This is a genomic window from Thalassobaculum fulvum (assembly GCF_014652915.1).
Taxonomy (GTDB): Bacteria; Pseudomonadota; Alphaproteobacteria; order Thalassobaculales; family Thalassobaculaceae; genus Thalassobaculum_A; species Thalassobaculum_A fulvum.
In genome coordinates, this window is the sequence record NZ_BMZS01000005.1 from 267002 (window position 1) to 289676 (window position 22675).

Annotated in this window: 24 protein-coding genes; 10 read left to right on the forward strand and 14 right to left on the reverse strand. The window is 71.7% G+C overall.

What is annotated here, in order from left to right; genetic code table 11:
* The first annotated feature begins 14 nt into the window (after positions 1 to 14).
* On the forward strand, positions 15 to 182 hold the full coding sequence (locus IE246_RS12920; protein ID WP_189990171.1) for a hypothetical protein: 168 nt from the start codon (positions 15 to 17) through the stop codon (positions 180 to 182).
* Here IE246_RS12920 and IE246_RS12925 read toward each other — a convergent pair.
* Both IE246_RS12925 and IE246_RS12930 read right to left on the reverse strand, forming a co-directional pair.
* Positions 176 to 1066, reverse strand: coding sequence for an alpha/beta hydrolase (locus IE246_RS12925; RefSeq protein WP_189990173.1), 891 nt, complete (start codon positions 1064 to 1066; stop codon positions 176 to 178). The genes IE246_RS12920 and IE246_RS12925 overlap by 7 nt on opposite strands.
* Positions 1063 to 2277 carry an OpgC family protein gene (locus IE246_RS12930; protein ID WP_189990175.1) on the reverse strand — a complete coding sequence of 405 codons (1215 nt, stop codon included), beginning with the start codon at positions 2275 to 2277 and terminating at the stop codon, positions 1063 to 1065. The genes IE246_RS12925 and IE246_RS12930 overlap by 4 nt, the downstream gene beginning before the upstream one ends.
* A gap of 270 nt (positions 2278 to 2547) precedes the next feature.
* Between IE246_RS12930 and mdoH the strand changes: the two genes are divergently transcribed.
* From mdoH to IE246_RS12945, 3 genes are all read left to right on the forward strand, one after another.
* On the forward strand, positions 2548 to 4437 hold the full coding sequence (mdoH, locus tag IE246_RS12935) for a glucans biosynthesis glucosyltransferase MdoH (RefSeq protein WP_189990177.1): 1890 nt from the start codon (positions 2548 to 2550) through the stop codon (positions 4435 to 4437).
* 73 nt (positions 4438 to 4510) lie between these two features.
* Entirely contained in the window at positions 4511 to 5296 is a 786-nt protein-coding gene (locus IE246_RS12940) for a creatininase family protein (protein ID WP_189990179.1), read from the forward strand.
* Positions 5293 to 6084 (forward strand): RibD family protein, encoded by a 792-nt coding sequence (locus IE246_RS12945; protein ID WP_229837045.1) that lies wholly within the window; start codon positions 5293 to 5295, stop codon positions 6082 to 6084. The genes IE246_RS12940 and IE246_RS12945 overlap by 4 nt, the downstream gene beginning before the upstream one ends.
* Here the strand turns inward: IE246_RS12945 and IE246_RS12950 are convergent.
* The 4 genes from IE246_RS12950 to IE246_RS12965 are packed head-to-tail and all read right to left on the reverse strand — an operon-like array spanning position 6068 to position 9330.
* Positions 6068 to 6850 (reverse strand): class I SAM-dependent methyltransferase, encoded by a 783-nt coding sequence (locus IE246_RS12950; RefSeq protein WP_189990180.1) that lies wholly within the window; start codon positions 6848 to 6850, stop codon positions 6068 to 6070. The genes IE246_RS12945 and IE246_RS12950 overlap by 17 nt on opposite strands.
* Positions 6851 to 6860: 10 nt before the next feature.
* Positions 6861 to 7925 carry a glycosyltransferase family 4 protein gene (locus IE246_RS12955; RefSeq protein ID WP_189990182.1) on the reverse strand — a complete coding sequence of 355 codons (1065 nt, stop codon included), beginning with the start codon at positions 7923 to 7925 and terminating at the stop codon, positions 6861 to 6863.
* A 6-nt stretch (positions 7926 to 7931) separates the two neighbouring features.
* Positions 7932 to 8330, reverse strand: a complete 399-nt coding sequence (locus IE246_RS12960; protein ID WP_189990184.1) for a 6-pyruvoyl trahydropterin synthase family protein — start codon at positions 8328 to 8330, stop codon at positions 7932 to 7934.
* Positions 8331 to 8337: 7 nt separating this feature from the next.
* Entirely contained in the window at positions 8338 to 9330 is a 993-nt protein-coding gene (locus tag IE246_RS12965; protein WP_229837046.1) for a zinc-dependent alcohol dehydrogenase, read from the reverse strand.
* A gap of 70 nt (positions 9331 to 9400) precedes the next feature.
* On the opposite strand from IE246_RS12965, the gene IE246_RS12970 reads away from it, so the two are divergent.
* Positions 9401 to 10000: an NUDIX domain-containing protein gene (locus tag IE246_RS12970; protein ID WP_189990186.1), complete on the forward strand. Its 600-nt coding sequence runs from the start codon at positions 9401 to 9403 to the stop codon at positions 9998 to 10000.
* A gap of 18 nt (positions 10001 to 10018) precedes the next feature.
* Complete coding sequence (locus IE246_RS12975; protein WP_189990189.1) at positions 10019 to 11344, forward strand: MFS transporter; 1326 nt, start codon at positions 10019 to 10021, stop codon at positions 11342 to 11344.
* Between the two features lie 3 nt (positions 11345 to 11347).
* Here the strand turns inward: IE246_RS12975 and IE246_RS12980 are convergent, their stop codons facing one another.
* A complete protein-coding gene (locus IE246_RS12980; RefSeq protein ID WP_189990191.1) occupies positions 11348 to 12247 on the reverse strand; it encodes a lysophospholipid acyltransferase family protein in 900 nt (299 codons plus the stop codon).
* A gap of 91 nt (positions 12248 to 12338) precedes the next feature.
* Entirely contained in the window at positions 12339 to 13010 is a 672-nt protein-coding gene (locus tag IE246_RS12985) for a Fe2+-dependent dioxygenase (RefSeq protein ID WP_189990193.1), read from the reverse strand.
* Positions 13011 to 13200: 190 nt separating this feature from the next.
* On the opposite strand from IE246_RS12985, the gene IE246_RS12990 reads away from it, so the two are divergent.
* A complete protein-coding gene (locus IE246_RS12990; protein WP_189990195.1) occupies positions 13201 to 13932 on the forward strand; it encodes a hypothetical protein in 732 nt (243 codons plus the stop codon).
* 518 nt (positions 13933 to 14450) lie between these two features.
* Here IE246_RS12990 and IE246_RS12995 read toward each other — a convergent pair.
* On the reverse strand, positions 14451 to 14981 hold the full coding sequence (locus IE246_RS12995; protein ID WP_189990197.1) for a hypothetical protein: 531 nt from the start codon (positions 14979 to 14981) through the stop codon (positions 14451 to 14453).
* Between the two features lie 493 nt (positions 14982 to 15474).
* On the opposite strand from IE246_RS12995, the gene IE246_RS13000 reads away from it, so the two are divergent.
* Entirely contained in the window at positions 15475 to 16389 is a 915-nt protein-coding gene (locus tag IE246_RS13000; RefSeq protein ID WP_189990199.1) for a fatty acid desaturase, read from the forward strand.
* Positions 16390 to 16525: 136 nt separating this feature from the next.
* Here the strand turns inward: IE246_RS13000 and IE246_RS13005 are convergent, their stop codons facing one another.
* The 5 genes from IE246_RS13005 to IE246_RS13025 all read right to left on the reverse strand — a co-directional run bounded on the left by IE246_RS13005 (position 16526) and on the right by IE246_RS13025 (position 20502).
* The gene (locus IE246_RS13005) at positions 16526 to 17635 is read right to left on the reverse strand and encodes a mandelate racemase/muconate lactonizing enzyme family protein (RefSeq protein WP_189990201.1); all 1110 of its coding nucleotides are present in this window, start codon (positions 17633 to 17635) and stop codon (positions 16526 to 16528) included.
* A 62-nt stretch (positions 17636 to 17697) separates the two neighbouring features.
* Entirely contained in the window at positions 17698 to 18360 is a 663-nt protein-coding gene (locus IE246_RS13010) for an HAD-IA family hydrolase (protein ID WP_189990203.1), read from the reverse strand.
* Between the two features lie 8 nt (positions 18361 to 18368).
* Positions 18369 to 18743 (reverse strand): VOC family protein, encoded by a 375-nt coding sequence (locus IE246_RS13015; protein ID WP_189990205.1) that lies wholly within the window; start codon positions 18741 to 18743, stop codon positions 18369 to 18371.
* A gap of 71 nt (positions 18744 to 18814) precedes the next feature.
* Positions 18815 to 19624 (reverse strand): phosphate/phosphite/phosphonate ABC transporter substrate-binding protein, encoded by an 810-nt coding sequence (locus IE246_RS13020; protein ID WP_189990207.1) that lies wholly within the window; start codon positions 19622 to 19624, stop codon positions 18815 to 18817.
* Positions 19621 to 20502 carry a helix-turn-helix domain-containing protein gene (locus IE246_RS13025; RefSeq protein ID WP_189990209.1) on the reverse strand — a complete coding sequence of 294 codons (882 nt, stop codon included), beginning with the start codon at positions 20500 to 20502 and terminating at the stop codon, positions 19621 to 19623. Before IE246_RS13025 ends, IE246_RS13020 begins: the two co-directional genes overlap by 4 nt.
* A gap of 110 nt (positions 20503 to 20612) precedes the next feature.
* On the opposite strand from IE246_RS13025, the gene IE246_RS13030 reads away from it, so the two are divergent.
* Together IE246_RS13030 and IE246_RS13035 are read left to right on the forward strand one after the other, a co-directional pair.
* Entirely contained in the window at positions 20613 to 21626 is a 1014-nt protein-coding gene (locus IE246_RS13030; RefSeq protein ID WP_189990211.1) for a fatty acid desaturase, read from the forward strand.
* A gap of 356 nt (positions 21627 to 21982) precedes the next feature.
* Positions 21983 to 22456 carry a helix-turn-helix domain-containing protein gene (locus tag IE246_RS13035; protein WP_189990213.1) on the forward strand — a complete coding sequence of 158 codons (474 nt, stop codon included), beginning with the start codon at positions 21983 to 21985 and terminating at the stop codon, positions 22454 to 22456.
* The last annotated feature ends 219 nt before the right edge of the window (positions 22457 to 22675 follow it).

The following is a 22675-nucleotide window of genomic DNA, read 5'->3' on the forward strand; positions in this document are numbered from 1 at the left end:
CCCGGGAGGGAACGATGCGACACCTGCCGAAGTTCTCCGACGACTACGGGCCCGCGGCCGACGAGCTTACCGCTTCGGCCATCCTGTCCTCGGATCTGGACGAACTGATCGACGCCTACGGCGACGACTGGTCGCTGGCGGATGCGGACGAGATCGAGCTGCTGCAGCCGGTGGCTCACTGAGCCGCGGAACGGTCGGCGCGGATCACCGCGCCGATCCACCGCAGGACCGGGGCGAGCTCCTCGCGCCACAGGCGCCACTCGTGGTCGCCGTCCCGGACCCGCAACTCGGCGCCATGACCGGCCCGGCGCGCGGCCTTGAAGAACTGCAACGTGCCGTGCCACAGGCCGAAGGAGTCGTGGTCGCCGGTCATCAGGTAGAAATCGGTCGGCGTCCCGCCGCTTCGCCGCCCCAGCGACACCAGCGGCGCGAACACGTTGCGGGCGTTGAACGCCGCCGGGTCGAGCGGACTGCCGAAGGCCCCGGCGAAGAACTCGATCTGGAAGTCGGGAAACTGGCCGGCCGACCTGACGTCCTCGAAGATCGCCGGGCTGAGCGCCGCGGCCGCGCGGAACCGGTCCGGACGATGGGTCGCCAGGTGCAGGGCGCCGTACCCGCCCATCGACAGCCCGGCGACGAACCGGCGGGCGCGCCGCCCGTCGGTCGGGTAGGCGGCGTCGACCGCGGCCACCAGATCCTCGCCGACCGCCCGGCCCCAGTTGCCGTAGCGCGCCGAGTCCACATACCAGGAGTTGCCGACGCCCGGCATCACGATCAGCAGCGGCACCGCGTCGGGCTCCGCGAACACCGCGTCCGCCGTCTCGACGACGCCGGCATTGCCCCAGTCCCGCTCGCCGCCGCCGTAGCCGTGCAGCAGGTAGAGCACGCCGAGCGGTCCGTCGGCGCGGTCCGGCCGGTAGACGACCGCCGGGATGTCGGCGCCGAGGGCCGGGCTTGCGAACGACCGGGTCTCCAGGGTTCCGGCGCCCGCCCCGCGAACGTCGGTCGCCCCGGCCAGGGCCAGGGCGACGACGGCGGTACGGGTGAGGGCTCCGGCGAGGCTCATTCGGCGGGGGCGACGCCCGGCCGGTAGGTGACGACCGGATGCGGGGCGCTCGCATTGGCGGCCGCCGCCGACCGGGACGAGTGCTCGGCCTCGAGCCGGCGCCAGGGCTGGCGCTTCAGCAGGGTGCACCAGTAGGCGAACCCGATCAGGATCGCGATTCCGGCTCCGTGAACCAGGGCGAGCGACGCGGCCGAGCGACCGAACTCGTCGAGCGCCATGCCGGCGACCCGCGCCAGGCCCATCGACAGCAGGAAGATCGGCAGGGAGTTGCGGCCGACGGTCAGGATCGGCCGGGCCCAGCGCTCGAGCAGGTGGTGCTCGCGGCCCTTCGCCAGCGCCACCGCGAGATAGGCGAGCGCCAGGAAGTGCAGGTAGCGCAGAACGCCGAAGTCGGTCTTCTCCTGCCAGATCCAGATGTCCTCGCGAAGCTGCTGCAGGAACCCGAAATGCTGGGCGGTGCCCCAATGGGCGGCCGGGATCGACAGCACGACGAAGCCGCCGGCCAGCCACAGCAGCGGGCGCGAGATCGGCGGGGTCCGGATCCAGCCCATCGAGATGCCGAAGCCGGTGAAGAACAGCAGCTGCCAGCCGAGCGGGTTGAAGAACCACTCGCGGTCGGAGAACGGCTCGGCCGGGAGGCCCCAGCCGTACAGCCAGTTGGCGGCGTACAGGGCGGCGCAGAAAGTCAGCCCGGCCCAGGCATGCAGCCGCGACAGCGCCATCACCACCGGCACCAGCACCAGGGCGCCGATGTACATCGGCAGGATGTCGAAGTAGTTCGGCACATAGGTCAGGGTGAACAGCCCCAGAAGACCCTGCGCGGGGTTCTCCATGAACCAGGTGAGGTTCAACTGCTTGAGGTAGTCGCCGTCCAGCCAGGCGCTGCCGGCGGCGACGACGGCGGCGATGAAGAAGAACATCGCGACGTGCGCGGCGTAGATCTGCCACACCCGGTAGCCGATGCGCGCCGTGCCGTAGCCGTAGCCGGCCTTGACGAAGGTGCCGCCGAACGCGATCGCGGCCGCGAAGCCCGAGCAGAACACGAACATCTCGGTGGCGTCCGACCAGCCGAACCGGGCCGGGATGTATTCGTTCCACGGATTGTTCGGCACGTGCGCGATGAAGATGATGAGCATCGCGAGACCGCGGAAGAAGTCGAGCCGCGGATCGCGGACCCGAGGGCCGCCCGTGCCGGGGCCGCTCGTCGTCATGGTCTATGCCTCGTCAGTACGTCGATCGTGCTGGACAACCTAAGAGATCGGGGGGCGTCCGGGCCAATCAACAAGGATCAAGCCTTCTGACGGGAATGTGAGGGAGCCGATGGGTCTTCCGGGCTTCCGGTCAAGCGCTTTGGATCATATCGACTCACGAGTCTGTCATGCGGCTTTCGCGCATCTGGATTCGCCCGTTTCCAGCCCACATAGTCCCGCACGGTCGGGTAGCCCGATTTCCGGGCCGTTTTGCCGTGAGGGGACGACAGCATGTCCAGTATCGATCTGTCGGCGCCGGCCAGCGATGGCGCCACAGTGGATCAGGCGCGCATCATGGCGCGCCGCCGCATGGTTTTCTTCACCCTGGTTTCGCTCACCTGTCTGGCGCTGTTCGGGTGGATGACCCGCCTCGTCGGCGCCGACGGGGTCGACGTGTTCGACGTGATGGTGCTGGCGCTGTACGGCGGGACTCTCCCATGGGTGGTGATCGGGCTGTGGAACGCCGTGATCGGCGTGGCCCTGATCTACCTGAAGCGCGGCTGGCTGCGCTCGGTCGTGCCGCTGGACGGGCTGGACGACACGAGCTCGCCGATCACGTCGCGCACGGCGATCGTCATGCCGGTCTACAACGAGGATCCGGCGCGCGTGTTCAAGCACCTCCACACGATCGAGGCCTCGCTCGAGCGGACCGGTCAGGCCCACGCCTTCGAGTTCTTCCTGCTGTCGGACACCCGGGTGCAGGAGGTCTACGAGGAGGAGGAGCGGCGGTTCGAGAACTGGCGCATGACCTCGGCGCACCCGGAGCGGCTGCACTACCGTCGCCGGCTCGACAACGTGCGGCAGAAGGTCGGCAACCTGGAATCCTTCTGCGACCGCTGGGGCCACAAGTTCGACCACATGCTGGTGCTGGACGCCGACAGCCTGATGTCGGGCGAGGCGGTCACCCGGCTGGTCCGGCTGATGGAGCACAACCCGCGGCTCGGTATCCTGCAGACCCTGGTCGTCGGCCTGCCGGCCACCAGCCCGTTCGCGCGGATGTTCCAGTTCGGCATGCGCCACGGCATGCGCTCCTACACCACCGGCAGCGCCTGGTGGCAGGGCGACAGCGGCCCGTACTGGGGGCACAACGCGATCATCCGGCTGGCGCCGTTCATCCGGCACTGCCACCTGCCGCGGCTGCCGGGCAAGGCGCCGCTGGGCGGCGAGATCCTGAGCCACGACCAGGTCGAGGCGGCGCTGATGCGGGCCGCCGGCTACGACGTGCGGGTGCTGCCGATCGAGTGCGGCTCCTACGAGGAGAACCCGCCGACCCTGCCGGACTTCATCAAGCGCGACCTGCGCTGGTGCCAGGGCAACATCCAGTACGTGCGGCTGATCAACTGGAAGGTCTGGCGGCCGCTCGGCCGCCTGCAGCTGGCGCTGGCCATCCTGATGTACCTGTCGCCGGTCATGTGGATGGGCTTCCTGTTCGCCGGGCTGATGCGGACCGTGGCGACCGCCCTGTTCCCGAACACCGAGTTCGCGTTCATGCCGGCGGTGTGGGAGCGGGCGGCGTCGGGCGAAGGGCTGGCGCTGTTCGGGACCATGATGGCGATCATCTTCGCGCCGAAGATCTTCGGGGTGCTGGACATCATGCTGTCGTCGCAGAAGCGGCGGCGCTACGGCGGCGGCGTCCGGACGCTCGTCGGCACCGTCGTCGAGATGGTGTTCGGCGCGCTGCTGGCGCCGATCGTGGCGGTCGCCCAGACCGTGTTCGTGATCGGGCTGATGTTCGGCAAGAAGGTCGCCTGGAACGTCCAGGCCCGCGACCTCGAGACCGTCGCCTGGAGCCGGGCGCTGCGCGGGCTGTGGCTGCAGACGGTGTGCGGGGTGCTGTTCGGTGCCGCGCTCTGGGCCTGGGCGCCGGGGGCCCTGCCGTGGGCGACGCCGCTGCTGGTCGCGTGGGTGCTGGCGGTGCCGTTCGCGGTGCTGACCTCCAGCGCCGGCCTCGGCCGGTTCTTCCGGCGGGTCGGCCTGTGCGCCGTTCCGGAGGAGTTCGAGCCGACCGCCGAGGTCGCCGAGGTGATGGCGCCGGTGCCGACGCCGGTGATCGCGCCGGGCGCCGCGCTCGGCCCGACCATGACGCTCAGCCACGCCGTGCCGTCGCGGCCCGACAACTGATGCGGCCGGACATCTGATGCGTCCGGGGGCGGGGCGGGCTTGACGCCGTCCCGTCCCCGGCGTTCTGTCGCGCATGGCCTGGCATCACTGGGAACACCTGACGACCACCGACCTCGCGGCCCCGGGCTTCCGCGACGCGGTCGCCGTGCTGCCGGTCGGGGCGGTCGAGCAGCACGGCCCCCACCTGCCGCTCGGCACCGATGCGATCCTGGTCGACGGCGTCCTCGATGCCGCCCTGGACCGGCTCCCGGACTCCTGCCTCGCGCTTCGCCTGCCGACCCAGCGGGTCGGTCTCAGCCCGGAGCACGCCGGCTTTGCCGGCACCCTCACCCTGGATCCCGGGACCGTGATGGCGCAGTGGACGGCCATCGGCGCCGCGGTGGCGCGCGCCGGGATCCGTCGCCTGATGCTGGTGAACGGCCATGGCGGCCAGGCCGCCATGGTCGACGTGGTGGCCATGCGGCTGCGCGCCGAGCACGGGATGACGGTCGCCCGGGTCACCTACTTCGACCTGATCGGCGGCGATCCCGCGATCGACGGGCGCGAGCGCCGGTTCGGCTGGCACGGCGGCCAGGTCGAGACTGCGCTGATGCTGGCGCTGCGACCGGAACTGGTGCGGCGGGATCGCCTGGACGACTTCGTGTCGGCCGCCGAGTCCGTCGCCGACCGTTATCGGGAACTGCGGGTCGAGGGTACGGCCGGGCTCGGCTGGATGGCCGAGGACCTCAACCCGTCCGGGGCCACCGGCAACGCCGCGGCCGCCACCGAGGCGATCGGCCGGCACCTGCTCGACCGGGTCGCCGGGCGCCTGGCGGTGCTGATCGGCGAACTCCACGCCTTCGAAGGGTTCGGCGGATGAGCGACGCCTGGCCGGCGGTCCGCGACGCCATGGCGACGGCGCGGCGCGTGCGGCGTGGCGACGTGTCCGCGGACGATCTTGCGGCGCTCCTGGCCGGCCTGCGCGGCCGTGCCGATCTGCCGCCCGCCGGGCCGGCCCTGCTCGATCTCGTGGCGCGGGCCGGAGCCGGACCGACGGCGGTCGCCCAACTCGGCCAGACCCTGGACGGCCGGATCGCCACCGTCACCGGTCATTCGCGCTACGTGAACGGGCCGGAGGCGCTCGACCACCTGCACCGGCTGCGGGCGCTGGCGGACGCGGTGGTGATCGGGGCCGGCACCGCGGTCGACGACGATCCCTCGCTGACCACCCGCCGGGTCGACGGGCCGAACCCGGTCCGGGTCCTGATCGACCCGTCGGGGCGGGTCCCGGCCGGCCGCAAGCTACTCACCGACGGACTGGCGCCGACCCTGGTGTGCGGCCCGGCCCGGGACGGCACCGAGACCCTGGATCTGCCGGCGGGAGGCGCGTCGCCGCGGGCGATCCTGCTTGCGCTGGCGGCGCGTGGCCTGGAGGTCGTGCTGGTCGAGGGCGGGGCCGCGACGGTCTCGCGGTTCCTGGGCGACGGCTGCATCGACCGGCTGCACCTGCTGGTGGCGCCGACCCTGCTCGGGTCCGGGCGGCCGGGCATCGTCCTGCCGGAGGTGGCGACCATGGCCGGCGCCCTGCGGTTCGACGCCCGCCGCTATCCGCTCGGCGACGACACGCTGTTCGACCTGACGGCGTCGGCCGCTAAGCTCCCGGCATGACCAGCTGGTCGAGGTGGCCGACGGTCAGCCTGGCCTGCCGGCCGAGCGAGCGGCTGCGCCAGGCGTCGATCTCGGTCGCCTCGCCCGGCGACATCTCGATGGCGGCCGCCGTCCAGCCCTCGACCAGGGCCGACCGCATCGGCGCGTCGTTCGGGGCGATGACCCAGTCGCTGGTCGCCTGGGAGACGCGGGCGCCGGCGAGCCGGGCCAACGCCGGTCCGGCATCCGGGCCGAGCGCCGGCCCGAAGCCCTTGTCGGTACGCTGGTGCCGGTTCACCAGTTCGACGACGCGCCCGTCGACCGGATCCGGCGGCTGCCAGGCGGTCCGGCCGTCGTAGGTGAGCACTACCAGCAGGGCGGCGCCGACGGCGTCGACCCGCGCCAGCAGGCGCTCCAGCCACCCGGCCGAGACCAGGTCGATCAGCGCCGAGGCGGTGACCAGGTCGGTGGTCTCCGGGATCGCCGCCTCGAGGTCGGCGGCGAGGTCGACCCCGCGGACCGCAACGGACGGGTCGGCCCGACGGGCCGCCTCCAGCAGGGCCGGGTCGGCATCGACCAGGGTCCAGGACTGCTCGACCGGCAGTCGCGGCGCCAGATGCCGCTGGTTGTTGCCGGTTCCGGCACCGAGGTCGACCACCGATAGTGCCCGGCCGGCCGCTGCGGTGCGGGCCGCGGCCCAGCGGGCCAGCTCGCGCTCCAGCACAGGGGACCGGGCGGCGGTGTCGTAGCCGGCGCGCAGCGCCAGCCAGGTTTCCGAGAAGCTCACGATTCCTCCGTCACGGCGGTCCCTCGGTCACGGCGGCGACGAACTCGCGCTCGGTGTCGATCCAGCGACGCAGGCCGGCGGCGGCCGCGACGGCGCCGACGGCCAGCCGGGCGAACGCGGCACGGTCGTCCAGCAGCCGGGCGAGCGCCGCGGTCAGGGCTTCGAGGTCGTCCGGCGGCACCAGGACGCCGGCCCCGGCCGGCACAGCCTCGGGAATGGCGCCGGCCGAAGTGCCGATCACCGGCAACCCCCAGCGCACCGCCTCGACATAGGCGATGCCCCAGCCCTCGTGCCGGCTCGGCAGCACGAACAGGTCGGCCGCGCGCCAGTAGCGGTCCAGGTCGTCGTGGCGGACCGCGCCGCGCAGGGCGATCCGGTCGCCGAGGCCGAGTTCGCCGATGCGCCCGGCGACCGCTCGGGCGAACGCCGGGTGGCGGGCGTCGCCCACCAGGTCGGCGGTCCAGGGCCGGTCCTGCAGCCGGGCCAGGGCGTCGACCAGCAGGTCCTGGCCCTTACGCGGGATCAGGGTGGCGACGGTCAGCAGCCGCAGCGGTGCGTCGGCGGCCGGCGGCCTGCGGAACGACAGGTCGATCGGGCCGTCGACGCCCGGCGGGACCGCCCGGATCCGGCCCGGGTCGAGTCCCAGCTCGGCGAGCCGCCGGGCGGTGGTCCGGCTGGTGGTGACGATGCGCCGGACCGGTCGCAGGGCGGCGACCTCGTCGCGCAGCCAGCGGGCCCGCTCGGCGTCGGTGATCCCGGTCTCGTCGCCCAGCGGGTGATGCACCAGGGCGACCAGGGTCAGCCGACCGGCGTGCGGCCGCAGGCTTTCGACCAGCGGGGCGAAGGCCAGGCCGTCGACCACCAGGATCGCGCCGTCCGGCACGCCGGCCACGGCTTCGGCGGACCGGGCGAGGGTGTCGGCGTCGGTGGCGGGGAACCGCCCGTCGACCCGCAGCACGCCACCGAGCCGGCCGGCGCCGGCCAGCCCCTGCACCGCGTAGCGGTCGTAGACGAAGCCGCCGGTCGGCGTGTCCGGGTCGCCCGGAACCAGGAACCAGACCGGGGCGTCGCGCATGGCGCCTCAGACCGGGCCGCTGAAGCCGGCCGAGGCGACGTGGGATTCGTTCAGGACCACCTCGATGGAGTCGAGCTCGCCGCCCGGCCGGCCGAGCGCGCCGGCGCGTGCCCTGGCGGCCAGCTTGTCGAACACCGCCTTGGCCAGGAACTCGGTGGTGGTGTTGACGCCGGCGAACTCCGGCAGCTCGTCCAGGTTCCGGTAGGCCCAGGGTCCGAGCGTGTCCTTGAGCGCCTGGTGGGCGGCGGCGATGTCGATCACCACGCCGTTCGGGTCGAGCTCGCGGGCCCGGAAGGTGACGTCGACCACGTAGGTGGCGCCGTGCAGCCCCTGGGCCGGGCCGAACAGCTCGCCGCGGAACGAGTGGGCGATCATCACGTGGTCGCGGACGGTGACGCTGAACATCGACGGCCTATCCTTCGGCGGCTGGGTAGCGGACGCGATGACATAGGGCCGCCAGCCGTCCCTCGGCAAGGGCCGCCATGGTCGCCGGCAGGTCGGCGAACCGGCTCTCGCCGTCGATCAGCGCGTCGAGTGCCGGATCGCACAGCAGGTCCAGCGCCTTGGCCATCCGCCGGGCGTAGCTCCAGCGGCTGCGCTGGGCGGTCGCCACCGCGCCGACCTGGCTCGACCGGATGGTCAGCCGCCTGGAGTGGAACGCCTCGCCGAGCGGCAATGTCACCGGGGTCGATCCGTACCAGCTCAGCTCCACGATGGTGGCCTCGAAGCCGGCGACCCCGAGGGCGGTGACCAGCCCGTCCGGGTGGCCGCTGGCATGCAGGATCACGTCGAACTCGGCCCCGTCCGGTGGCGCTTCGGCGAAGCGCAGCCCGAGCGCCTCGGCCGGCGTCCGCTTGGCCGGATCGAGGTCGACCGCCAGCACCTCGGCCTGCGGGATCCGCGCCGCCAGCCGGGCGGCCAGCAGGCCGACGACGCCGAGGCCGATCACGCAGACCCGGTCGCCCGGCCGGATCGCGGCGTCCCAGACCCCGTTCAGCGCCGTCTCCATGTTGGCGGCCAGCACCGCGCGCGCCGGCGGCAGGGCGTCGGGCAGCGGGGTGAAGGAGGCGGCCGGCACCACGTAGCGGTCCTGGTGCGGGTGCAGACAGAACCCGGCGCGGCCGACCAGGCCGGCAGGCCCTTCGACGACGCGCCCGACCGAGCAGTAGCCGTACTTGACCGGGCCGGGGAACCCGCCGGCCTGGAACGGGCAGCGCATGACGTCGTGCTGGCTGACCGGGACCCGGCCGGTGAACACCAGGGTCTCGGTGCCGCGGCTGACCCCGCTGTACAGGGTCTCGACCAGGACGTCGTCGGGGCCGCGCGGCGGCAGGTCCTCGGTCCGCAGGGCCGCGTGCCCGGGCCGCTCGATCCAGAACGCGGTGGCGCCAGCATCCATGGTCATCGCCGTCTCACCATCTTCCGGCAGCGGTCGCCGCGGGGTAGGGTCCCGCCGCACCATATCGGAGTTCTTCATGGCGGACGAGCAGCGGCGCGGGCCGTGGACCGTGCGGAGCAGCCGGCGGGTCTACGACAATCCGTGGATCAGCGTGATCGAGCACGACGTGCTGCGGCCGAGCGGCAATCCCGGCATCTACGGGGTGTGCAGCATGAAGGGCATCGCCGTCGGAGTGGTGCCGGTCGATGCCGACGGCTGTACCTGGCTGGTCGGCCAGCACCGGTTCCCGCGCGACTACTACTCCTGGGAGCTGCCGGAGGGCGGCGGCGACCCGGCCCTGCCGCCGCTGGAATCGGCCAGGCGCGAGCTGCGCGAGGAGACCGGGCTGAGCGCCGCCAGCTGGCACGAGTTCCTGCAGACCGACTTCTCGAACGCGGTGACCGACGAGATCGGCTTCGGGTTCCTGGCCTGGGATCTCAGCCCCGGCGACACCGACCCCGACGACGGCGAGATGCTGGAGATCCGCCGGCTGCCGTTCGCCGAGGCCCTGGACATGGTGCTCGACGGCAAGATCCGCGACGCGTTCAGCATGATGATGCTGATGAAGGTCGACGCGCTCGGCCGCCGCGGCCGGCTGCCGGCCGAAGCGGCGCGGCTGCTGGGCTATCCCGGCTGAACCGCGCGGACCGGCGCCATGCTGCGGGTTCTCGGTAACCGGACCTACCGCCACCTGTTTCTGGCCCAGGTCGTCGCCCTGGTCGGCACCGGACTGGCCACGGTGGCGCTCGGCCTGCTGGCCTACGACCTGGCCGGCGCGGACGCCGGTCTGGTGCTGGGGACGGCGCTGGCCATCAAGATGATCGCCTATGTCGGCGTCGCCCCGATCGCTGCGGCGTTCGCCGAGCGCTGGCCGCGGCGGGGGATGCTGGTCGCCCTCGATCTGGTACGCGCGGCCGTCGCCGTCTCGCTGCCGTTCGTGACCGAGGTCTGGCAGGTCTACGTCCTGATCTTCGCGCTGCAGGCTGCCTCCGCCGCCTTCACCCCGACCTTCCAGGCGACCATCCCGGACGTGCTGCCGGACGAGGCCGACTACACCCGCGCGCTGTCGCTGTCCCGGCTGGCCTACGACATGGAGAGCCTGGTCAGCCCGATGCTGGCGGCGGCGCTGCTCACGGTCGTCGGCTTCCACGACCTGTTCGCCGGGACCGTCCTCGGCTTCCTGGCGTCGGCGGCGCTGGTCGTGTCGGTGGCGCTGCCGAGTCCGGCGCCGGTGGCACCGCGCGGCATCTACGACCGCACCACCCGGGGCCTGCGCATCTACCTGGCCACGCCGCGGCTGCGCGGTCTGCTGGCACTCAGCCTGGCGGTCTCGGCCGGCGGGTCGATGGTGATCGTCAACACCGTGGTGATCGTGCAGGGCGGTCTCGGGCTGGACCAGCAGGCGACCGCGCTGGCGCTGGCGGCCTTCGGCGGCGGCTCGATGATCGCCGCCCTGGTGCTGCCGCGTCTGCTGGAGACGGTTGCCGACCGGGCCGCGATGCTCGGCGGCGGTGCGATGCTGACGGCGGGGCTGGCGGCGGCGGCAGCGTTCGGCTCGGGCTTCCCGGCGATCGTCGGGTTCTGGCTGCTGCTGGGGCTGGCCTATTCGGTCACCCAGACCCCGTCGGGCCGGCTGCTGCGGCGGTCGTCGCATCCGGAGGACCGGCCGGCGCTGTTCGCCGCGCAGTTCGCGCTGTCGCATGCCTGCTGGCTGCTGACCTACCCGGCCGCCGGCTGGCTCGGGACCGGGATCGGCATCCCGCTGACCTTCGCCGTGCTGGCGGCGGTCGCCGGCGGCGCCGTGCTGCTGGCCGTCATGCTCTGGCCGAGCCGGGACCCGGAGACTCTCGAGCACGTGCATGCCGACCTGCCGGCCGATCACCCGCACGTGCGCGGCGCCGTGCCGGCCGGCGGCGGGCTGCGGCACAGCCATGCCTACGTGATCGACAGCCACCACCCGGACTGGCCGCGCAGCGCGTGACCGCTACCGCACCCGCATCCGCTTCGAGGGATCCTGGCCGCCGAGCTCGTAGGTGACCCGGCGCAGGTACTCGATCAGCTCCTTGCGGTCGCGGTAGCGCTCCAGGGTCGCGTAGGGCAGGACGTCGCCGATCCGGATCGGAACGTCGCTGCCGATGCGCCGGGCGATCTCCTTGAACAGCAGCGACTCGCGGGCCGTCTGGCTGAGGTTGCTGGCGATCTGGAACAACCGGCTGTTCTGGCCCTCGAAGAACACCGGCACCACGCTGGCCCGGGCCTGCACGATCAGCTTCGACGTGAACGGCTTCCAGTCCGGGTCGTAGGCGCGGCCGAACGGCGGCGTCGCCGTCGACACGGTGCCGCCGGGGAACACCACCACGGCACCGCCTTCCGACAGCTCCTGCAGGGCCTGGCGCCGCGACTCGATGTTGGTGGCGAGCGCTGCGCGGGTCTCGGCGAAGTCGATCGGCAGCAGGAACGGCTGGACCTCCGGCGCCCGGAACAGCACCGAGTTGGTCAGCACCTTGAAGCGCGGTCGGATCTGCGAGGTCAGGTAGCTGATGATGATGCCGTCCAGTACCCCGAACGGGTGGTTGGCGACGATCACCAGCGGGCCGTCCTTCGGCACCGCCCGCCAGCGCGCCCGGTCGTACACCAGGTTGAGCTCGAGCTTGCGGATCGCGGCGGTCCAGAAGTCCTCGTCGGGGATCGGGTTCAGCCGGTGCTCCAGGTACAGCCGCTTCAGCCTCGGCTGGCCGGTCAGCCGCTCGACCACCTGGATCGCCAGCCGCTTGAGCAGCCGGTGCTCGGGGGTGGCGTAGGAGAAATTGGGGAAGTCGGCCGGCAAGGGCGGGGCCGGCCGGGTCAGCCGCTTCAGCAGGGCGGATGTGCGGCCTGCGACCATCGGTCTGCCTCGCTCCCTGCCGGCACAGGTCCGGTTCGTCGTTCCATGGGAATGCTCGCGCGCGGCCGGGGCCGGGTCAAGCCGCGGCCGGTCAGGTCTCGGCCCACATCCGCAGCAGGTTCAGGCGCGCCTTCTCGACCCGCCGGATGCTCTCGCCGTCGGCGTTGTCGCGGACCAGCCGGTCCATCACCTCCGCCAGGTCGCCGATGATCTCGCGCTTGGCCGGGTCGCGGACCATGCTCTCCATCCAGGTCACGATCGCCAGCCGCCGGCCGCGGGTCACCGGGTTGACCCGGTGCACGTAGTGGGTCGGGTACAGCACCGCGTCGCCGGACGGGCGCTTGTAGACCTGCTCGCCGAACGGGGTCTGCATCACCAGCTCGCCGCCCTCGTAGGCGCCGGGATCGTTCAGGAAGATGGTGATCGACAGGTCGGTACGCATTCCCGGATACGGCCCCATCAGGGCGGCGTCGACGTGCTCGCCGTAGCGGTTGCCTTCGACGTAGGACGCAAAGATCGGCGACAGGATGCGCCGCGGCAGGGCGGTGATCGCCACCTGGTCGTTCTGGCGCAGCACGCCCAGGACCAGCTGCGACAGCTCCCGGTACTCCGGGCTCTGCGGCGACACCTGGGTGTTCTTCTTGATGCTCTCGCCGAGCGGGCCGCCGCTCATGCTGCCGTCGACGAACTGGGCGCCGAACAGCCGCTTGGCGATGGTCTGTACCTGATCCTTGGACAGCAGCCCCTCGATGACCGCGACCATCCCGTCCTCCCTGCGCGCCCCGTCGGTTCTCCGGGCCGGCGAACGCGGCCCGCGCGGACCCTAGCAGACCCGGGAACCGGGGGCGACGGTCGAGCGTTGTCCCGGTGAATGGCATGCCCCTTGCTTCGGTCGTATCGAGATCAGGTGCGGCGGAATCCTCTGCCGGGCCGCCGAGACCAGGGAGACGCACATGTCGCTTGCTGCAGCGTTGAAGAAGGGCCAGGCCGCCATCGACACCCTCGGGAACTGGGATCCGTTCCAGGAGACCGGGGGCGAGGCGCCGGCGCCGGCCAAGCTGCCGGCGGCCCGTCCGGCCCGCCCGGCGCGCAGCGTGGCGTCCCCGAACCGCACCCCGGCCAACGTCAACGCGGCGGCGGATCGCGCCGCGCCGCGGGTGCAGAGCCAGCTTCGGCCGGTCCGCGACATGGACGAGCTTGCCGACTTCGACCGCCCGGCGGCCCATGCCGCAGCCGCCCGCTCCGGCGATGCCCGGCCGGCCCAGGCCCGCGCGGTCCTGTCCGGGAAGCCTGCGCCGCGTTCCGCCGCCCCGAAGGCCCGCGGCAAGGCCGCTTGGCTGCACGAGGGCATGCCGCAACGCGGCCGGGTCAACGCCGCCCAGTACATCCGCGAGCTGGAACGGTTCGCGGCCGAGGAGTCCCGGCGCGTCGTCGCCGACACCGTGATGGACGTGAACCCCGCCGAGATCGAGGGGGTCGCCAAGCTGGCCGCCCGGATCAAGGGCCGATACCTCGCCAAGCTGCTCGATCTCGGCAACCCGACCAAGGGAACCGTCCAGGACACCGAGGTCCGCGAGCTGACCCGTTATCGCGAGACCTACGAAGAGCTCGCCCGCGGCCTCGACATGCTCAAGGCCGCGATCGAGGCCGGGGACGTCGGTGTCTCCGGCATGGTTCGCCGCTGAGTATCGCGCCGGACCTTTTCATTCCCCCCGAACTCGAGGGCCGCTTCCGGGCGGCCCCTTTTTTGTCCGCGGACCGGGAGGCATGCGGTGCGACGGGCTGCCGTCGGCTCGCGCCGGTGCTGCTCGGCGTACCCGCGACCGCCGGGGGCGCCGAACTGGCGGGCGCCCGGCAGCAACGCCTGAACATGACAGTTGCTCCGCCGTGCCTCCGGCACCCCGGTCCGGGATGAGGGGGCTTGGGCGGTCTCCCTTGCTCCCCTCATCCCGGCCGTAGCGGCATAGCCGCGGAGAGCCGGGACCTGTGTCCGGAGGATGGCCAGGCCGCGCCCGCCGCTGAACCTGCGTGCGCGGGCGTGATCTCGGGGGGGGGGCGGAAAGGCGACGCGCCACGTCCGTTCCGCACCGAGCAAGCCAGCACGGGCAGGCCACCGCAAAGAAAGCGGCCGTCCCGAGGGGGACGGCCGAAGTGAGGGCTCTGGAGTAGTCGCCGCCTGCGAGGAGGCGGTAGGCGAAACCGGTCAGTTAAGTGCCAGCTGACGCGGCCCCGTGCGGCCGAGGAAGACCCTGGCCGCGAGCTTGTGATGGTCGTGAACGCTGTCGAGGTAGATCCGGGCCTGGTGCAGGTCGGCGACCGGCTTGCCGTCGTCGAGGCGCTCGAGCAGGCAGGTGAAGCCGATCTCGCGCAGGCCCTCATAGGCCTCCTCGGTCATGTCCGGGATGTTGGCCTCGAACTGGTCGGCGAACACCTTGGCAAAATGGGTCATCACCTCGCGCCGGAACCGCCAGGGCTGGGCCATCAGCTTGGTGGCCCACTCGTCGACCGCCTCGCGGATCACCCGCGGCAGCTGGTCGAACAGCTGCGAGCCGGAGTCGCCGTCGTCGTCGGCCAGCGGGGCGTTCTCGTTGGCCGCCGCGATCTCGACCGGTCCGGCGGCGCGGCCGCACAGCTCGGCCGGCGTGCGGATCGGCACCCCGGGCGCCGGCCCGTCGATCACTGCCGGCCAGTCGGTGCTGGCGCCCTCGATGGCGCGCGGATCGTAGTCGGACATTCGGTCGCTCCCGCGATTGGTGTTCGTTCGCGGGAGGCGTCGCAAGCGCCGGGCCAGGGTGTCGTCGAATGAAAAGTGTATTTTTTCAGTTGGTTGAGACGGTCGACGCAGGGCGGGGGCAGGATTTGCCGGGGCTCCGGTTCGGCCGCCCCGGCAAGGCCTGCCGCGCGGCACCGGCAGTTCCCGCCGCGCCGCGGGGCCTGACCGGCTTGGCAGCCGACCGGACCATCGAGCCGCGTAGGCAAGACCCCACCCGTCCGGGTAGCATCGGCGGCCGGCCGGGCGCAAAGATCCGCCGCTCCGATGGCCGGGCAAGAAAAAAGGGCCGCCTGACGGCGGCCCGAGTTAAGGGAGGAAACGCCCAAGAAGTGAAGCAGCACGTTGGGCAGTCGTGCTGCACTGCAAAATCTGGTCTCCCGCGCTGCGTAACGCAAGCGGAAAATTAGTGAGCAGGCGCAAAAAATTTTCTGGCATGATCGATAGCGAGCTTGCTGTGACCGAATTGCAACATCGTCCCCGGCCGGATGCGGCCCGTCTGAAAGCCCTGTCGGAACGGCGCGACGGCCCCGGAGTCCGGCGGATTCTGACGCATCTCGGCCTGGCGGCAATGACCGGGGCGGCGGTCCTGGCGGCCCCCGGGGCGTGGTGGCTGCTGCCGGCGGTTGCCCATGGCATCGTGCTGGTCTTCCTGTTCGCCCCGCTGCACGAGACGGTGCACCGCACGGCGTTCCGTACCGGGTGGCTGAACCGCGTCGTGGGGGATGTGGCGGGATTCGTCCTGGTCCTGCCGCCGCGCTGGTTCGCGGCCTTCCACTTCGCCCACCACCGGTTCACCCAGGACCCGGAACGCGACCCGGAACTGGCGACCCCGAAGCCGACGACACTGGTCGGCTATGCCTGGATCGTCTCGGGAATCGAGTACTGGTTCCGCACCGTCCGCGGCCTGCTGCGCCGGGCGCGCGGAATCGCGCCGGACGCCTTCCTGGACGACCGGCTGCGTCGCCGGTCGATCGCGGAGGCCCGGGCCTATCTCGCGCTGTACGGGGTCCTGGCGGCCGGATCCGTCGCCCTCGGCAGCGACCTTGCGCTAAGGCTCTGGGTGGTCCCGGTGCTGCTCGGCCAGCCGTTCCTGCGGCTGTATCTGCTGAGCGAGCACTGGGGCTGCCCGACGGTGAGGGACTACTGGGCCAACACCCGCTCGACGGTGTCGCTGGCGCCGGTGCGCTGGATCGCGTGGAACATGCCGAACCATGCCGAGCACCACGCCAACCCGGCGATCCCGTTCCATGCGCTGCCGGCCTATGCCGAACTGATGAAGGGCGCGCGGGTCCATGAATCGCCGGGGTACGCGCCGTTCCACGCCGGCCGGATCGCCGACCTGGCGGCCGGCCGGGCGGGGCCGGTGTAGGACGGGGCAACTCGCGCATGGGTCCCGGCTCATCGCGGCTTCGCCGCTTCGGCCGGGATGAGGAAGCGGGGCGCATCCATATCCCCCTCATCCTGGCCGCAGCAAAGCGGAGAGCCGGGACCCATGACCCAGCTTGTCAGCCGATCCGGGTCGCCGCCAGCCGGTCCTCGTCGAGGGCGACGCCGAGACCGGGCTCATCGGACAGGATCAGCTCGCCGCCTTCGGGGACCTGGATCGGCTCGGTCAGCATGAAGTCGCGGCGTTCCGGCGTCCATTCCGGCGGGTCGTAGGGGAATTCGAGAAAGGGCGGGTTGCCGGCGCCGACCGCCAGATGGGCGTTGGCGACGAAGCCGAGCCCGTTCGACCAGGTGTGCGGGGTGAACGTCAGCCCGGCGTCGACGGCCGCCTCGGCGACCCGCTTCAGCCCGCCGATCCCGCCGGTCAGGGCGGCGTCCGGCTGCAGCACGTCCAGGCAGCGCCGCTCGATCAGGGTGCGGAACTCGAAGGTCTCGCGGTTCATCTCGCCGCCGGCGATGCGGACGTCGAGCATGTCGCGCAGGGCCGCCATGCCGGCGTAGTCGGCGCGGTGCAGCGGCTCCTCCATCCAGAACACGTCGAGCTCCTCGAGCTCACGGCCGACCGCGACGGCGTCCTTCAGGGTCCAGGGCGGCTCGACGTCCCAGGGCATGCGCCAACCCTGGTTGCAGTCGACCATCAGGACCAGCCGGTCGCCGACCGCGTCGCGCACCGCCTCCAGCGCGGCGATGTCCTCGCGCCAGTCGCCGCGGTGGAAGCGGATCTTCATCGCCGGGAAGCCGGCGTCGAGGAACGCATAGGCGGCGTCGGCCATCGCCGACGGGTCGCGCAGGGTGCCCGACGAGGCGTACAGCGCCGTGCGGTCGGAGCGGCCGCCGACCAGCCGCCAGACCGGCTGGCCCAGGATCTTGCCGGCGAGGTCCCAGAGCGCCAGGTCGAGCGGCCAGTAGCGGCTGTAGTGGAACGCCAGGTTGTCGAGGACCCGCCAGTGGCGGTCCAGGTCGAGCGGGTCCCGGCCGAGGAACAGGTGCTCGTGCTGCTCGAAGCCCAGCATCAGGTCGCCGGAGCCGATGCCGACCAGCCCGTCGTCGGTGATCACCCGCATCACCGCCGCCTCGAACACGGTTCGGGGCCGGGTGTCCCAGCTGGCCCGGAACGGCGGGTCGAGATGCAGGCGGTGCCGGGTGACGTCGATCCGCTCGATCTTCATGACATCCAGTTGGCGCGGCGGTTCGACCGGCGTCAACACCGCATGCGTCGCCGCGTCCGGCTTCAGGCGTTGCGGTCCAGACCCAGCAGAAGGTCCCGCAGGGCCGGCACGCCGGCCACGATATGGTGGGCGCCGGCCGAAGACAGCGCGTCGAGGGCGTTGTACCCCCAGCCGACGCCGATCGCGGTGACGCCCGCCGCCCGCGCCATCTGCATGTCGAACACCGAGTCGCCGATCATCACGGTCGCCTCGGGGGCGTGACCGGTCTCGGCCATGGCGTTGCGGATCAGCGTCGGATCCGGCTTGCCCGGGCCGCTCTCGGCGGTCTGCAGCGAGCGGAACAACCCGTGCCAGCCGTTGGTGTCCAGCATGTGGTCGACGCCCGGGCGGCGCTTGCCGGTGGCGATGCCGAGGGCGAAGCCGGCCCGGTCGACCGCCGCCAGCAGGCCGTCGATGCCGGGGTACGGCGTCTCGATGTCCGGCCGCTCGCGCCGGGCCGATTTCACCGCCTCGACGTAGCGCGCGGCCAGCGCCAAGCGCTCCGGCTCCGGGCGGTCCGGGAACAACCGCTCCATCATGCGGTCCGGCAGCAGGCCGATGGTCGCCAGGAACGCCGCGTCGCCGGGATGGGGAAACCACCCGTCGGCGAAGGTGCGGCGGGCGCACTCCAGGATCATGGCGCGGCTGTCGACCAAGGTGCCGTCGACGTCGAAGATCAGCAGCACGGCCGGGTTCAGGCGTGCGGGGTGGCGTTCGCGGCGAAGTCCGAGCGCTGCGGCTTGACCACGCAGAACCGATGACCGCTGGGGGCCTCCAGCACGACCCATCCCTTGATCCGGGCGACGATCGCAGCACCCAGGCCGACCAGCCGCTCGACCTCGGCCTCGATATCGTCGGTCTCGATGTCGAGATGGACACGGCTGTCGTGCTCGACCTTCTGGAGGATGATCTTCACCTCGCCGCCGGGCCCGACCAGGGAGACGTATCTGTCGTCCGATTGGTCGGGGGCCACGTCGTAGCCGAGAGCCCCGGTCCAGAACGCGGTGGCGTCGTCGAGGTCATCGGTGCGGCAGTCGATCACCACGGCACCCAGGCGGCTCTTGTGCATGGTTCGGTCCTCTGCTTGCGGGCCGGCAGTATGGCGCCGTCGGCAGGGCGGTGAAACCAGTGGTGGAAAGCTCAGGCGAGCTCTGGATATCCGAGCCGCTCGGCGGTCCGTCGCATCGCGGGAATCGCGGCATAGGCGCCGTCGTCGATCGGCGCCACGGCCGTCAGCAGCAGTCCGGCTCGCGCCGCGGCGGCGTCCGGGTGCTCGGCGGCGTTCAACAGGGCGGCGGTGATCCGGGCCCGGGTCTCGGCATCGGCGTCGCGGCGGGTGGCGTAGGGCAGGGCGGGGGCCTCGGCGCTCCAGTCCAGCACCCGCAGCCCGTCGACCTCGGCGGGGGCGTAGCGGCGCAGCAGCGCGAAGGTGACGGCGTCGATCGCCGCGATGTCGGCGGCGCCGGTCCGCACGGCCGCTGCGCTGGCCCGGTGGGCGCCGGACCAGACGACCGCGCCGAAGAACCGGCCGGCCCCGGCGAGCGGCGCGACGGCGGCGCGCAGGACGTTGCAGCCGGACTGCGAGTCCGGGCCGTTGGCCGCCGCGCGGCGGCCGCGCAGGTCGGCGAGACCGACCGCGGGATCGTCGTCGCGGACCACGAAGGCGCTGCGGTAGCGGCCGGCGGCACAGCCCTCGGCGGCGTAGCTCGGCACGGCCACCGCGGACAGCACGTCGGCGAACTCGTGCATCAGCGGGTAGCCGCAGGTCTGGGTCAGCAGCAGCGCCGGGTCGCGCCAGATCGTCTGCACCGGGCGGGCCCGGTCGAGGGCCGGCGGCACGTCGGCGAGACCTTCGGCCCGCAGGGCCCGGGCGATCGCATGCCACCAGGAATCGGTCGCGGCCCGCAGTTCCGGGAGGTCGTACATGGCGAGGGCGGCGACGGCACTCATCCACCGGTCTCCTGCAGTTCGGCGACCAGCCGGCGCACGAAGCCGGGGATCTCGTGGGCCTGGACGACGGCCCGCCGGATCAGGTCGTCGAACCGGCGGGTCAGCACCCGGATATGCTCGGTCGTGGTGAACACCAGGTACATGTTGCCGACATACAGGGCCGCCCGCTTCGGGCCGAACACCGTCACCGGCACCGCGTACTCGTTCCGGCCGTCGTAGAGATACCACCGGACGCTCGGATACAGCTCGTCGATCAGGTCGGCGATGTGGACCAGCTGGCGGATCCGCACCTCCGCCGGCAGGTCCTCCCAGACTCCCTGGCCCAGGGCGAAACCGCGCAGCATCTGGATCGAGGTGCATATCTCGATGTCGGTCTCGGGCTGGCGGGCGTAGTCGAGGCGGTCGAGCGAGCGCCGCATGGCCTGCTCGGCGCTCAGCCCCGGGGTCTCGCGGTACTCGTAGGCGACGACCTCGGCGATCTTCAGGGGGTCCGGCAGATTGGTCGGTACCAGGCGGATCTTGTAGCCGGCGGCCTCGGCGTACCAGCGGCGCAGGTTCTCGTCCTCCGGCGCCCGGCGCCGCGGCGAGATCTCCGGCGCCCGCTCCAGGATGTCGGCACCGAGCTGGTTGCCTTCGGTCAGCCCGAGCAGCCAGTCCAGGCTGACCTGCAGCGCCCCGGCCATGGCGGCGACGGTGTCGGCCCGCGGCAGCCGGACGCTTTCCGGCGACAGGATCTGCGACAGGGTGGAGCGGTCGACGCCGATCCGGCGCGCCAGCCCGGCCCGGGTCGTGCCGGTGCGCTCCATGGCCTGTTCCAGGCGATCCCTGAACAGCTGGACGGTGAGGCGCTTGTCGAGGCTCGACGTCGCAGGGGCCATGGTCGGGTGTTGCGTTTAGTAAACAGAAAGAACGATTGCGCACCATAAACAACATAAGTTTCGCGTACCAGCGTTGTGGCAACGGTCGCACAGACCATACCGTCGGCTGCATGACGCAGACCCCCGACAGCGCTCCGTTCGATGCCCGTCCCGCCGCCCCGACCACCGGGATCTTCGGCGACAGCGGCGGAGCCGCCCTGCCGTCGGCCGCGGCCGCCGAGGTCCGGCTGACGGACCGCGTGGAATGGCAGACCGTGGCCCTGGCGGCCGGGATCTATGGCGGCTGGGCGGCGGCTCTGGCCGCCGGCGGCGGGGCGTTGCTGCCGCTCTGGCTGTGGGCGCCGCTGGCGGCCTGGTGCGTCGCCTGGCAGGCCTCGCTCCAGCACGAAGTCATCCACGGCCATCCGACGCCGAGCCCCGGCCTGAACCGCTGGATCGCCGGGCCGCCGCTGACCCTCTGGCTGGCCTACGAGCGCTATCGGGAAACCCACATGCAGCACCATGTGGACGAACGGCTCACCGATCCGCTGGACGACCCCGAGAGCTTCTACGTGACCGCCGGGACCTGGGAGCGCATCGGCCGGCTGCACCGAAACCTGCTTTTGGTGCTCAACACGCTGGCCGGACGGCTTGTCCTGGGGCCGTTGTGGACCGTCGGCCGGTTCGCGGTCGCGGAGGGGCGGCGGCTGCATCGCGGTGACCGCAGGTTGAGGAACCTGTGGCTCCGGCACGCCCTGCAAGCGGCGGCGGTGGCGGCCGTCGTCGACGGTGCGTTCGGGGTTCCGGTCTGGCTCTACCTGCTCGCCGTGGCCTGGCCGGCGACCTCGCTGATGCTGCTTCGGTCGTTCGCCGAGCATCGCCCGGCCGCGCTGCCGGGCCACCGCAGCGCCATCGTCGAGAGCCGCGGCCCGCTTGCCTGGCTGTACCTCTCCAACAACCTGCATGCGCTCCACCACGAGCGGCCTGGCCTCGCCTGGTTCGTGCTGCCGAAGGTCTTTCGGGCCAACCGCAGTGCGGTACTGGAGCGCAACGGCGGGTTCCGGCTGTCCGGATACGGCGAGGTGGCCCGCCGCTGGCTGCTGGCGCCGCGCGACCATCCCCGGCACCCCGGCCGGCCGGTGTGACCTTCGGCCGCACGACTGCGGCGCCCCGGCGATACGGCAGAGCAACCCTGCATTCAGCGACCGCCGTCTCCGCGCGGCGGGACGGTCCGGCCCACGTCGTCGGGTCATTTTGATTGCGTTCCGAATTCGGGAACCCTATATCGCCCGTCACGGTTGATCGACCGTGGCGACGCGGGAGCCCTCCGCACGCCGTCCCCCGACCGGAGATTCCAAGCAAGGGCTGTGTGCCGGGCGCGGTACTGTGGAAAATACGGATCTATCGATCACCTCTGCTGCGCTACTGTTAACGGAATATTCGGCATATGCTGGTAATTAAGCTGGCATTGCACTTGCCACGAGGAGGTTAGATTCGTCACATGGCTCAAGCGAAAGCTGAATCCCGACGCGACGATCCGAACTACCAGATCACGAACAACAACCCGATCGACGTTCACGTCGGTCGCCGCGTCCGGCTGCGCCGCACACTGCTCGGCATGAGCCAGGAGCAGCTCGGCGACGCCCTCAACATCACGTTCCAGCAGGTTCAGAAGTACGAGCGCGGCAGCAACCGGATCAGCGCCTCCCGGCTCTGGGACATCGGCCAGATCCTGGACGTGCCGGTCAGCTTTTTCTTCGACGACATGTCGGATGACACCGCCGCGCACTCGCCGCGCCGGATGAAGAGCGGTGCAGTGAAGGACGAGTACGAGGAGAACCCGACGGATCCGATGGCCCGCCGCGAGACCCTCGAGCTGGTTCGCGCCTACTACTCGATCAAGAATCCGAACCTGCGCAAGCGCATCACCGAGATGGTGAAGTCGGTCGCGACCGCGATCCCCGAAGAGGTCTGACCGACCCTCCGGGTGGCATGAGGAAAGGGCGCGCCGCAATTCGCGGCGCGCTCTTCTCGTTGCTGCGGATCGTCGCGGGACGCCGTCGGGCGAAGATGCCGACGGTCTGGACGCGACTCGGATCGATCGAGAGGGCAGCGTCGCTCGACGCGATCGTCAGTCCGGCGCACTGTCATCGTAACTGACACCGCAATTCGGCATCATCCATGACCGGCCGCC